At 40.8% G+C, this 12527-nt stretch carries 9 protein-coding genes; 4 read left to right on the top strand and 5 right to left on the bottom strand.

Annotated elements, in window-relative coordinates:
• The first annotated feature begins 404 nt into the window (after positions 1 to 404).
• Together ACPUEN_RS20635 and scpA are read left to right on the top strand one after the other, a co-directional pair.
• A complete protein-coding gene (locus ACPUEN_RS20635; RefSeq protein ID WP_425637794.1) occupies positions 405 to 1811 on the top strand; it encodes a methylmalonyl-CoA mutase family protein in 1407 nt (468 codons plus the stop codon).
• The gene (scpA, locus tag ACPUEN_RS20630) at positions 1808 to 3928 is read left to right on the top strand and encodes a methylmalonyl-CoA mutase (RefSeq protein ID WP_425637793.1); all 2121 of its coding nucleotides are present in this window, start codon (positions 1808 to 1810) and stop codon (positions 3926 to 3928) included. The genes ACPUEN_RS20635 and scpA overlap by 4 nt, the downstream gene beginning before the upstream one ends.
• Before the next feature lie 8 nt (positions 3929 to 3936).
• Here scpA and ACPUEN_RS20625 read toward each other — a convergent pair whose 3' ends face one another.
• Positions 3937 to 4398, bottom strand: a complete 462-nt coding sequence (locus tag ACPUEN_RS20625; RefSeq protein ID WP_425637792.1) for an RES family NAD+ phosphorylase — start codon at positions 4396 to 4398, stop codon at positions 3937 to 3939.
• A complete protein-coding gene (parS, locus tag ACPUEN_RS20620) occupies positions 4395 to 4823 on the bottom strand; it encodes a type II RES/Xre toxin-antitoxin system antitoxin (RefSeq protein WP_425637791.1) in 429 nt (142 codons plus the stop codon). Before parS ends, ACPUEN_RS20625 begins: the two co-directional genes overlap by 4 nt.
• Before the next feature lie 98 nt (positions 4824 to 4921).
• Between parS and ACPUEN_RS20615 the strand changes: the two genes are divergently transcribed.
• Together ACPUEN_RS20615 and ACPUEN_RS20610 are read left to right on the top strand one after the other, a co-directional pair.
• Positions 4922 to 6271: an AGE family epimerase/isomerase gene (locus ACPUEN_RS20615; protein ID WP_425637790.1), complete on the top strand. Its 1350-nt coding sequence runs from the start codon at positions 4922 to 4924 to the stop codon at positions 6269 to 6271.
• Positions 6272 to 6298: 27 nt separating this feature from the next.
• Positions 6299 to 8248 (top strand): TIGR00341 family protein, encoded by a 1950-nt coding sequence (locus ACPUEN_RS20610; RefSeq protein ID WP_425637789.1) that lies wholly within the window; start codon positions 6299 to 6301, stop codon positions 8246 to 8248.
• On the opposite strand, the gene ACPUEN_RS20605 is transcribed toward ACPUEN_RS20610, so the two are convergent.
• The 3 genes from ACPUEN_RS20605 to ACPUEN_RS20595 form a co-directional block, all read right to left on the bottom strand.
• The gene (locus tag ACPUEN_RS20605; RefSeq protein WP_425637788.1) at positions 8238 to 8981 is read right to left on the bottom strand and encodes a diphthine--ammonia ligase; all 744 of its coding nucleotides are present in this window, start codon (positions 8979 to 8981) and stop codon (positions 8238 to 8240) included. The two genes, ACPUEN_RS20610 and ACPUEN_RS20605, sit on opposite strands and share 11 nt — an antisense overlap.
• A gap of 122 nt (positions 8982 to 9103) precedes the next feature.
• Positions 9104 to 10636 carry a M20/M25/M40 family metallo-hydrolase gene (locus tag ACPUEN_RS20600; protein ID WP_425637787.1) on the bottom strand — a complete coding sequence of 511 codons (1533 nt, stop codon included), beginning with the start codon at positions 10634 to 10636 and terminating at the stop codon, positions 9104 to 9106.
• 194 nt (positions 10637 to 10830) lie between these two features.
• Positions 10831 to 12522, bottom strand: coding sequence for an amidohydrolase (locus ACPUEN_RS20595; protein WP_425637786.1), 1692 nt, complete (start codon positions 12520 to 12522; stop codon positions 10831 to 10833).
• Positions 12523 to 12527: the final 5 nt, after the last annotated feature.

The following is a 12527-nucleotide window of genomic DNA, read 5'->3' as shown; positions in this document are numbered from 1 at the left end:
TAGAGAAGATTTCTGAAAAACAATGATCTTGCGGTAGGTACAAGGGTGTCAAATTTGGAGAAAATTAACTTAAATAAAAAATGGATTTCTTCTTGAAATATTGAGTTTTTGATCAATTACTATTTTTTGTTGAAAGAAATTTTGAGATCAAAATACTTTTTGGTTTATGAGGATCATATTGGACTGATTGAAGGCATATTTTAATTCCCCTATTCAACTATTCTAATATTCAAGACCTTGAACGAATCATTACTCAATTCGAAATTATACTGCAATTCATCAACATTCTTTATTTCTCTCTCATTTCCCTAATTTTGATAAAGGTCATTTTGACTAATTACTTTAGATTGAAAAATGGTTTTTATTAAAAGAGTTAAAGAATTAGAGAAATTTTAAACCCAACTATGATAAATAATGACTTTTATACCTTCCCACAGTCCAGTAAAGAGGCCTGGATAGATCAGGTGAAAAAGGACCTAAAAGGAAAGGATTTTGAGGAAACCCTTACTTCCGTGATTTGGGATACTATTAAAACACAGCCTTTCTATACGAATGAGGATTTAGATGATTCTTCTCCTCAATTTAATTTTCACCAGGACCCAAAAATCCCTGGCATGTCGCCTCGAATCTGGAGTAATCTGGTTTCTATTTTCCCTGAAAATGAAAAACAGGCAAACCAAGAAATCCTTCATGCACTTCAGACTGGTGCAGAAGGTTTGATCTTGAATTTGGATGGGACAAAAAATCTAAGTCAGATCTTAAAAGGTGTGCACACAGAGTTTATATCTACCAACTTTTTACCCACTGGAGAGACTGCCTTGTTTTTCCGTGAATTAAAAGAATGGATCAAAGATCTATCTCTTAAGCCTACGATGTTGAGCGGAGCAATTTTATGGAACCCATGCGACGAATTGTTTCAAAGAGGCGAAAATTTCGATGCAGGAATCAACCTAGTGGCAGAAGCAATCAACGATTTTAAAGATTTCCGTGAGTTTTATCCCATGACTATTGATTTTGCCAGGTATGCAAATGCTGGAGCAACGGGCATCCAAGAACTTTGCTTTGGACTTGGAGAAATTATTGAATTGATTGACAAGCTTTCGAAAAAAGCCATTTCCCCTACTCAGGTTTTTGAGAATCTCGCTTTTCACACAGCAGTTGGCGATTCACATTTCGCCGAGATAGCTAAAGTCAAAGCATTGCGGAAGCTGATCGTGGAGCTAGCTGGAAATTATGGCGCAAAAATCCAGATGGAGGATATTCACATTATTACCTCCACTAGCTCATTCAGCAAATCACTTCTGGACAAAAACACCAATCTAATCCGACAGACTTATGAAGCAATGGCGGGAATTCTTGGAGGCGGGAATTCACTTTGGGTAAATCCTGCTGAAGGGAAAAATGCCTCAGTTTTGGAAAATAGAATTGCAAGAAATGTTTCTTCCATTCTCCAAGAAGAAAGCTATTTGGACAAGGTGATGGATCCAGCAGCTGGATCATTTTATCTGGAAAAATTGCAAAAGGAACTTGAGAAATCCGTAGTCTCAAGCTTGCAAGAATTAGAGAAAGATGGTGGTTGGCTAAAAAGTTTTGAAGACCGAACACTTCATGAAAAAATCCGAAATACTCGAGAAGCTGCTCAAAAGAGAGTTCTCTCAAATTCATCAATAAAAGTGGGAGCCAATATATACCTCGCAAAGGGCGAATTGGAAAATCACCTTCCTTTTGAGCCAATCGTCGAGAAAGACTTTCAATTGCTCCCAAGCAGAGCAACTTATTTTGTAGAAGAAAAATCACTGAAGAACGCATGAGACCTGATATAAAAAATTGGAAAACATCAGACATTCAGACTTCTGAATCAAATCCACAAGCAAACTGGGAAGCTCCAGAGCAGATTTCCATCCCACCTATTTTTGATTTAAAAGAAGTATACAAACTCTCTCATGTGAATTACGCTGCCGGAATTCCTCCCTATTTGAGGGGACCATATAGTACAATGTACCGCATGCGGCCATGGACTATACGTCAATATGCAGGATTTTCCACGGCTGAGGAATCAAATGCTTTTTATAGAAAGAATCTAGCCGGAGGACAAAAAGGTCTATCCGTCGCTTTTGACCTAGCGACTCACCGAGGTTACGATTCTGATCATCCAAGAGTAGTGGGTGATGTTGGAAAAGCTGGTGTGGCAATCGATTCAGTAGAAGACATGAAGCTGCTTTTCGACCAAATCCCTTTGGATCAAATGTCGGTTTCCATGACCATGAATGGCGCCGTGATCCCAATTTTGGCTTTCTATATAGTGGCAGCTGAAGAGCAAGGAGTAAAGCCTGAGCAACTCAGTGGGACGATCCAAAATGATATTCTGAAGGAATTCATGGTGCGCAACACCTACATCTATCCTCCTCAGCCGTCGATGAAGATTATTGCAGATATCTTCAAATTCACTTCTGAGCACATGCCCAAATTCAACTCTATCTCAATTTCCGGCTATCATATGCAGGAAGCTGGTGCAACTGCAGATATAGAATTGGCCTACACGCTTGCAGATGGATTGGAATATTTGAAAACTGGCGTAAAAGCAGGCTTAGATATCGATAATTTCGCTCCTAGACTTTCTTTTTTTTGGGGGATTGGGATGAACTACTTCATGGAAACTGCCAAGCTACGCGCAGGTCGTCTGCTTTGGGCAAAAATAGTCCAGCAATTCGATCCCAAATCCGATAAATCCCTAGCACTGCGAACACACTGCCAAACTTCCGGCTGGTCTCTTACTGAGCAAGACCCATTCAATAATGTAACTCGAACAGCGGTAGAAGCACTTGCTGCTGTCATGGGAGGAACTCAATCACTTCATACGAATTCCCTTGATGAAGCAATTGCATTACCTACTGATTTCTCAGCTAGAATCGCTAGGAACACTCAATTGGTACTCCAGGAAGAAACAGGCATAACTGATGTAGTCGATCCATGGGGCGGCTCACACTATGTGGAATTCTTGACTGATCAGTTGGTACAGCGAGCATGGGCTTTGATCGAAGAGGTGGAAGAACTTGGCGGAATGGCCAAAGCTATAGAAGCAGGTTTGCCGAAATTGAGAATCGAAGAAGCAGCGGCCAAAAAACAAGCGAGAATTGATAGTGGAAGAGACATTATTGTTGGAGTAAATCGCTATCAAATAGAGGAAGCGTCCGAAATAGAGGTTCGGGATGTAGACAATAAAGCCGTTCGGGAGTCCCAGCTTGTCAGGCTGAAAAAAGTGAAGGAATCGAGAAATCAGAGTGAAGTAGAAACAAGCTTAGAAAAACTAACTGAAGCTGCCAAATCAGGCCAACAAAATCTATTAGAACTGGCAATAGACGCCGCTAGAAAAAGAGCTACTTTAGGAGAAATCTCAGACGCGATGGAGGTAGCTTTTGGACGCCACCAAGCAAAAACAAAATCTATCACTGGAGTTTATGCAGCAGAAGTGAAAAATCAAGACTCTTTTAAAAAAGCAATTGCTTTATCTGACGAATTCGCTGAATTAGAGGGCCGTCGCCCAAGAATCATGGTTGCCAAAATGGGCCAAGACGGTCATGACCGTGGGGCGAAGATTATTGCAACAGGCTTTGCGGACATGGGCTTTGACGTGGACATTGGGCCACTTTTCCAAACACCGGAAGAAGTAGCGCAGCAGGCAATCGAAAACGATGTTCATATTGTCGGTGCTTCTTCGTTGGCAGCTGGCCACAAAACACTGGTACCGCAATTGATTGATGAATTGAAAAAATTGGGAAGACCTGATATAATGGTGGTTGCAGGTGGAGTAATTCCTGCAAAAGACTATTCATTTCTAAAAGAAGCAGGAGTATTTGCTGTATTTGGTCCAGGGACAGTTTTGTCAGAAGCTGCGATAGAAATATTGAAGAAGTTGATAGAAGAGTAATCTTGATATTATCTCGAGAATAGTCGGGCATCAAAATCGAATGGTTCTGTGAGGGAGATTTCCACCTCATAGAACCTTCTATGCAGAGTATTGATCAAATAATTGAAATCCCCTTGAACCACTGCAGATGGAACTTTCAAAACCAAAAATCTATTTTCAGCAAGAAATTTATCTCCCAATAGCTGAGCGGCATGAGAGTGTGGAATAGCTTTCCAATCCTGTGATAAATCAGAAACCTCAATTTCCTGCACTTCAATATTCTCTGGAATTATGATTTCGACTAATTCATAATCAGTCGGAATGTTTCCCAATGGAGTATGAACAGCGATTTCAGCAGTGCATAGTGCTCGGGATTGACTGGTGTAAAGCACTGCTTTGCCTTTACTGTTCCATCGCCCGCCTGCTAATTCAGCTCCTTTACCTGATAAATCACTTGAGAATTTACTTTTGCTCAGCCGGTAAACCCTCATGCCAGCACTCCATATTCAATTCTAGTCAACTCATCTTTCAGTAGATTAATACCGAAGCTGCTGTCCAAAAAAGATTTTGGCTGCAAATCTCCCAAAGCCAAACAAGGCGTCTCCAACCAAGTCTGAAACTTTGACTTCTTCCCAAATACCTCCACTCCTCTTTTTTGAAGCAGAGCAATTTCGATTATCTTTTCTGACTGCAAGGAATCAAATGACTTTTGCTCTTTTTGGTATCGTTGGAGTGTACGCTCCGAGATGTGTAAATAATCTGCCCACTCTGAAGAAGAGAAAGCACTTTTGGAGGCAAACCTCTCAAAATCCTCAAATGAAACGCCTTCCCTCACAAGAGCAATTACATCATTTATAAACTTATCGTCTTTAGTATTATAAGCTACTTCTGGATCGAAAATAGTAAATTGAGTCATGTCTCTAACTTTACACTAAATACAACTGTCATAGAATTAACGACATTTGTCTAAAGTTGTTCATTTTATCATCACTTTTTTAAAAATTTATTTCCAATATGTCCTTAAAGTTTTTCCCTACATTATTTCTGTCGCTTTGCTTTGCTTGCTCTTCTCCTGAAAAGGTAAAGAATGATAAAGAAATCCTAGCTGATCAACTGGAACACCATCTCAAAACAGAAGTACTTGACAAGTGGTACCCCACGTCTATAGATACAGCAGATGGTGGTTTCCTGAGTAATTTCTCCTACGATTTCAAACCTGGAGAAAAGCAGGAAAAAATGATCGTCACCCAAGCACGGCATGTTTGGACAAACTCAAAAGCTTCGTTAAAATATCCTGAAATAGATTACTATAAAGAAGGTGCAAACCATGGCTATCAATTCCTCAAAGGTAAAATGTGGGATTATGAATATGGTGGATTTTATTGGCTAGTAGACAAGCAGGGAAAGCAAATCGGTAACCCAATGAAAACTGCCTACGGGAATGCGTTTGGGATTTTTGCACTCGCAGCCTACTATGAAGCCTCCAAAGACGAATCAGCTCTAGCATTCGCCAAAGAAGCTTTTCTCTGGCTAGACAAACATGCACATGACTCCATAAACGGAGGATATTACCAGCATTTAGCCATTGACGGCACGCCAATTTCAAGATCAGACTCTGTCCCGTCCACTTCTGATTTGGGCTATAAGGATCAAAATAGCTCCATTCATTTGCTGGAAGCATTCACTGAATTGTATCATGTTTGGCCAGACCCAGTTGTGAAGGCGCGATTAGAGGAAATGCTTCTCCTAATAAGAGATCAAATTGTGACCGAGAAAGGTAACTTGACCCTTTTTCTTTATCCAGACTGGAAGCCTGTGACTTTCGTAGACTCAACTGAAGCAGTTATTCTTGCTCATCATAATTTGGACCATGTTTCCTTTGGCCACGATGTGGAAACAGGTTTTCTGATGATAGAAGCCTCAGAAACATTAGGTTGGGAAAATGACACTACAACCCACCGAATTGCAAAAAAGATGATCGATCATGCGCTGGAAAAGGGTTGGGATGAAAGTGTAGGTGGATTTTATGATGAGGGTTATTATTTCAAAGATGGCTTCAGAATTACTCACGACACCAAAAATTGGTGGGCACAGGCTGAGGGAATGAATGCACTTTTATTGATGGCTGAGCTTTACCCAAATGACCCACATGACTATTATGGCAAGTTTCTAAAACTGTGGGAATACACAGACAAATACCTGATCGATCATGAAAATGGAGATTGGTATTCCGGCGGTTTGGACAAACAACCAGAATTGAAAACAGTAGGAAAAGGAAATATATGGAAAGGTATTTATCATCATTATAGGTCTTTAGATCATTGCATTGAAAGATTGAGAGAAATGAGTAGACATGGCGAATAGAGTTATGAACCTTTTTGATAGTTAAGAATGAAGAAAATTACTTTTGTATTTGACCCGGAAACAGAGCAAAAAAAACTTGACGAGCTTCTAGAAAGACTTGATCCAAAGCCTGATAACCATGTCTCACTATCTGAATTGAAGGGTTCAAATTATTCCGAAAATGATTGGTTAGCCTGCTCCCTTTCCGACAAACAATTAAAAGAGTTAATAGAATCGCTTGGAAAGACTAAAGTAAAACTTGCCCTATTACCACATCCTGATGGGATTGAGAACAGAAAAGGATTTTGCATCAATTCTGACTTTGAAGATGCCTGGCAAGAAATACAAGAAGCTAAGGAAATCCCTGATTTAGAAACTATGCAGGTAAACGAGCAGATAGTTTTTAACTCGCTGGTCGTAGGTACTTCTATGAGTATCCTTTATTCCAATTCTACCTCCTCCTTTTTTGCGGGAATTAAAAAACGCTTTTCTCAACTAGTAAATCTTTTTCGAAGGGTAAAACTTAAGCCATACACCATAACTTATCTTGATAAGAATGAGGAAGAAAAAACAGTTGAGACAGCCGCAATGGGGATTTTAGCGGTGGCCCATTGTGAAAGCAATTTCATTTTTCGGAGGGTTATTGAGGAGTCTGGATTAAATGATGGAAGAATTCACACTTTAATTTTGGCTCCCAAAAGTCTATTTGCTTTAATCCAGTTCGGACTACAAAATCTATTTTTCCCAACACATGGAAGCACGCTTCCAAGTTTTGTAGGCTATATCTCTAGCAGTGAGGTAAAAATCAATTCGAAACAAAAGATTCATTTTGCTCTTGATGGACAAGAAGGAGAAGAAAAAGAACTCATCATTAAGCTCACCGAAGACCCGATCTCCATTTTGCCTGGAAAAATCTTGCTTGAGCAAGAAAAAAAAGAAGGCCCTGCAGAGATAAATGCAAAGTCACTTCCAACCGGAAAACTGAAAGAAGAATTACTCCACGGATATTTGCCATGGGTTCGTCACGCTACTGCAGAAGAATTCAAAGAGCTATTTTCCTTGTTAAGACAGAATGCGCAAACCAGTTCTAGCTACTTGGTTTTGATGGCGCTTTCTACGATGATTGCGACCTTTGGACTTTTCGGCAATTCCGCACCAGTCGTGATAGGCGCAATGATCTTAGCTCCATTGATGGGACCTATTATTTCCTTGGCTATGGGGGCACTTCGTCAAGACGGGTTACTCATCAAAAACAGCATGATCACTATCTTTTGGGGAGTTGTCATTGGGCTGTTCTTCTCAATTCTAATTTCATTGATTACACCTCTGGAAGTTCTCAATGATCAAATTCTCGCCAGAATCCGACCAAATCTATTGGATTTAGGAATTGCAATTGCTTCGGGAGTTGCTGGCGCATATGCCTACTCTAAAGAGGAAATCAACAAAACGCTTGCTGGCGTAGCTATTTCTGTTGCTTTGGTACCACCTTTGGCTGTGGCAGGAATAGGTATAGGATGGCTAGATCCGGTAGTATTCGGAGGAGCCATGCTTCTCCTAGGAACAAACTTAGCGGGGATTGTCATGTCGGCCTCATTAACTTTCTTGATATTGGGCTTCTCACCTTTCCGTCTTGCCAAGCGCGGACTTATGATCAGCCTGGGAATTCTACTTGCTATCGCTTTGCCTCTTGGTTTGAGCTTTACTAAAATGGTCAATGAAAACTCGATCATTCAGGAATTAGCTGGAAAGGAAATCCCTCATGGAATACTAAGAGAAGTGAAAGTGATACAGTTGAATCCGCTCCGACTCTCAGTGATAATTCTTGCAGATAAAGTTCTCACTGCAGATGATTTTGATGAAATAAAATCTGAGATCGAAGAAGAAGTCGACCAGCCGATAGAATTAGAAATGACATTGGGAATCAGCATAGGAGAATCCGCTAAAAACGTAAAAAAAGAGGGTTTTTTTGAAGGAATCTGGAAGTCTTTCACTCAGTAGAAAGCAAATCACAATACCAAAACCCATACAGCTCAGGATCTTCTTTCTCATTTGAAAAGCACTGATCAGAATCGTCTTCAGTTTTTGGTGCCTCGTATTTTCTAAGTACTATTTCCCCTTTTTCAAAGGCAATCGGCTTACTGAAAATTGGTCCGTCGAATACGAACGTATGAAACTCACCATTTTCGCCGCAAGGATCGACATTGGATGGAAGGTCTTTCAAGAAGTCTTCATCAATCACTCTGCCCACAAAGCTTTTATCCAAATATTTCTCGTTCACACAAGTGGTGACGGTCTTGAATCCTAAATCCAAAAACTCATGTATAAGATTATCTGTAGGCAGGTCCCAAAGAGGAAAAACACCTTTAATGTCTAATTCCGATAATTTGTTTTCTCGATAAGTTCTCAGATCTTCCAAATAAATATCTCCAAAAATTGAGGTTTTGATTCCTTCTTCCTTGATTTTGGAAAGGGTATTTCGCATGGTTTCTTCGTAGACTTCCATGGTTGGCATATCTGGAACTTCCATTTTCACCAAGGGAATCCCAATACGTTCAGCTTGTTTTTCCAATAACTCCACACGAACACCATGCATGGATATCCGCTGGTATTTTTGACTGATACTTGTCAATAAATAAGCGATTTCAAACTCCCGTGACTGCTGTAATTTATATAATGCCAGTGCAGAGTCTTTTCCCCCACTCCAGTTGAAAAGTGCTTTCTCTTTGTTCAAAACTTAACTTTTTTGCTTTTCCAAAAGTAAACCCTAATGCCCAGAACATTTGGCTACCTGAAAACAAAAAACGGATATAAATTACTTTATATCCGTTTTGAATTTGGTGGATAGATATTCTTTTATTCTACTTTTCTTAATTCTTTTCTAGGAATCATTTCATCTCTTTGAGCTGTGTTGTACACGAATGAAGCAATAACCACGGCCATTTGCTTCAAGTCATCCAACTCCAATCTCTCAAACGTATCCATATTTGTATGGTGCGTTCGAGTGCGGTATTCTACAGGATCTTGGATGAATTGGAAACCTGGAAGGCTCAATGCATCAAAGCTCTGGTGATCCGTTCCTCCGGTATTGCTGATGGTGATCGTACGGTCTTCAACTATATCATCCAAAGGTAAAAACCACTCATTGAAAATCGGCTCAGCATCAGCATTTCCTTGAAGGTAAATCCCACGAACTCGACCTGTACCGTTGTCAATATTGTAATACGCGGACAACTTTTCGTGCTCAGGTTTCAATTCCATCGTCTCACGATCACCAAAATGATTCTTCACATATCCTCTAGATCCGTGAAGCCCTTGCTCTTCACCGCCCCAAAGTGCAATGCGTACACTTCTCTTTGGCTGAAGACCTGTAGCTTTCAAAATCCTAACAGCTTCCATCATCACGATACAACCCGCTGCATTATCAGTCGCTCCACCTGCACCATGCCAGGAATCCAAATGTCCACCAAGCATTACTACTTCTGATTTCAAAGTAGGATCAGAACCTGGTATCTCAGCGATCACATTGTATCCCTGAAGATCATCAGTTCTGTAGCGGGTTTTCACTTCTGCTTCCACTTCCACTTCTACCCCATTTTCGCTCAATCGAGCCATCAAATTCACATTTTCAGGAGCAGTTTCCAATTCTGGAATTCCCTCTGGAGTATCTTTGATATAACCTCGGGGGCTACTTGTGAAAAGTGTGCCGTGACGACCATTTACTCCTTTGATGATCAGAGCTGCACCTTCTTCAGCAATAAACTCATTGACTTTCTGAGCCAAAGCTCTAGCTGCCCTCAAGTCAGCAATCATCTCCGGCGTGTAGCCACTATTTCCTCTCGGAGCTGGATGTTCCATACCATGCAGCTGTTCCGCTGTGAAACGTACAGCATCTGGTTCATAGGTAGGCTCTTGGGTTCCAGTTGGCTTAATAGCAACAATAGCACCTTTGAGTTTGCCTTTGTATTTAGCAAAGTCCTCTTCAGTTTTTATGTCAAGAAAATAAACCTTGCCACTTACTTCACCCTTAGTGCTTTCAGTCCAGGCTTTAGGAATAGCTATAAAAGGCATGTAATAAGGCTTAGTCATCGCAACGTAGCTCTTTTCCATTTCCCAGCCACGGCCAAATTCGCCCCAAGGCTCAGTTGCGGCATTTTCCAAACCCCAATCAGAAAGCTGCTTGACTGCATAAGTTGTAGCACGTTCGTAGCCTTCAGAATTGCTCAATCTCGGGCCAGCTTTGTCCACTAATTGAAAAGCAATCTCCTCTACTTTGGAATTTTCTAAGCCTTCTTTTTTGATTTTCTCAATTGCCTCAAGTTCTACTTGTTGGGCAAAAGTCACTCCGGCTAAAAATAATGCAGGTAGGATTAATAATCTTCTCTTCATAAATATTGGGGGTTAAGAAATCGTTCTATCTAAATAAATTTGTGTAGAAAAATAAACTTCAGGGTGAAATTAACCTAAAAAAAAGGATCATAAACACTGTTCATGTAAAAGTCAGTCAATAATCAATTTCGAACCCTGGGCATTTTCTTAATTTCAGGTATCTTCAAGAAATAACCGTTAGCCTCATAATTTTTTCAATCTTTTGAATAGACAATCTTCCCATCTACCACTGTCTTTTGCACAACAACCTGATGAATTTCCATTGGGTCGATCGTGAATAAGTCTTTTGAAAAAACGACCAAATCTGCCAAATATCCTTCTTTCAAAAGTCCTTTGCTACCTTCTTCAAAAGATGAATAAGCTCCCATTGAAGTATAAGCTTTCATCGCTTCAAAGATGCTGATTCGCTCCTGAGGAATCCAACCTTCAGCTGGATATCCGCTCGGATTTCTTCGATTCACCGCATCATGAATTCCTCTTATTGGGTTCAAACTTATACATGCCGGCCAATCACTACTGAAAACCAATTTTGCATCTGAATCCAAAAGTGACCTCCAAGCAAAGGAAAAAGGCAACCGCTCCTCCCCTACAGCCTTTGACCAAACCGTCGTAGTGCCAGGTTCTGCATGAATCGGCTCCATGCTTGGTAGTACTCCTAATTTCGAAAAGCGTGGAATATCATCAGGGTTGATCGTCTCAATATGCTCCACCCGGTGCCTTCTTTCCATAGAATCATTTCCCAACATCGCTTTTTCGTAGGCATTCAAAACTTCCCGTACGCCGCGATCTCCGATGGCATGCGTGTATAATCGGAAGCCCTTTGCATCCAATGTTTTCACCAAGTTCTGATAGTTTTTTATTGAGAAATTTAACAGGCCAAAGGCCAAAGGATCTGAAGAAGGTAGATCTGAATATGGGGCTAACATAGCTCCAGTATGCCCCTCAATCACGCCATCAATCATGAATTTGATCGCATCAGCCCGGATCCAAGGATTGGTAACACCAACACTATCTTTCAAAAATGCAAAGCGCTCAAGTTGACTTGGACTGGTCTCTTCAGAAACTGAAAATGCCGCTGCATAGCGAAGGGTAAGCTCACCATTGTCATAAAGAGTTTGAAACAAGCGAAGGTCTTTTTCCGAACCAGAGGCATTTTGCACGGAGGTGATACCTAGTGAAGCAGCATACTCCAAGCCTTTTCTAAGCCCGTTCAATTCATCTTCAAAGGTATCCTCAGGAACCAAATTACCTACCAACCCCATCGCATTTTCCTTCAATGCACCTGTGGGTTTCCCGTTTTCATCTTTGACCAATTCTCCAAAACCAGTAAAAACCGAAGTTCCATTTAATCCTGCTAGTTCCATTGCCTTTGGATTGGCATAAGCCGAATGACCATCATAGGCGCGGATAAAGACCGGTCGATCAATGTCCAAAGCCTTCATTGTCTCATGGTCAGGCAATCCCGATTCAAAAAAAGTGTATTGCCAACCTCTACCCGTGATCCATTCCTTGTCTGGGTTATCATCGATAAATTTCAAGGTACTTGTAATGGCAGCGTCAAACGTTTCTGCACCTGATAATTCCACTTGAGTCAAACCCATCGAACCACCTAAAAAATGTATGTGTGCATCGTTGAATCCTGCAGTAGCAAGTTTTCCCGCTAAATCCAAGACTTGGGTTTCTGGTCCAGCCAATGCCAAAATAGATTCTGAATCACCAATGGCAACTATGAGGCTCTCTTTAATGGCGATTGCTTCTACAAAGGAGTTTTCGCTTTCTCCAGTCCAAATTTTAGCATTGTGAATAATAAGTGTGGGCGGACTTCCTTCTGTTTTACATTGAGAAAACAAGAAACATGAAAGGAGGAGAACGAGGATATTTCGCATAAAGA

It is taken from the genome of Algoriphagus yeomjeoni (genome assembly GCF_049821175.1).
GTDB lineage: Bacteria > Bacteroidota > Bacteroidia > Cytophagales > Cyclobacteriaceae > Algoriphagus > Algoriphagus yeomjeoni_A.
This window is presented reverse-complemented; position numbering and strand designations above follow the sequence as displayed.

Coding starts and splice junctions, on each gene's coding strand:
- ACPUEN_RS20610 (WP_425637789.1), top strand. CDS start 6,299: ATGAAGAAAATTACTTTTGTATTTGACCCGGAAACAGAGCAAAAAAAA.
- ACPUEN_RS20635 (WP_425637794.1), top strand. CDS start 405: ATGATAAATAATGACTTTTATACCTTCCCACAGTCCAGTAAAGAGGCC.
- ACPUEN_RS20600 (WP_425637787.1), bottom strand. CDS start 10,636: ATGAAGAGAAGATTATTAATCCTACCTGCATTATTTTTAGCCGGAGTG.
- ACPUEN_RS20595 (WP_425637786.1), bottom strand. CDS start 12,522: ATGCGAAATATCCTCGTTCTCCTCCTTTCATGTTTCTTGTTTTCTCAA.
- parS (WP_425637791.1), bottom strand. CDS start 4,823: ATGACTCAATTTACTATTTTCGATCCAGAAGTAGCTTATAATACTAAA.
- ACPUEN_RS20615 (WP_425637790.1), top strand. CDS start 4,922: ATGTCCTTAAAGTTTTTCCCTACATTATTTCTGTCGCTTTGCTTTGCT.
- ACPUEN_RS20625 (WP_425637792.1), bottom strand. CDS start 4,398: ATGAGGGTTTACCGGCTGAGCAAAAGTAAATTCTCAAGTGATTTATCA.
- scpA (WP_425637793.1), top strand. CDS start 1,808: ATGAGACCTGATATAAAAAATTGGAAAACATCAGACATTCAGACTTCT.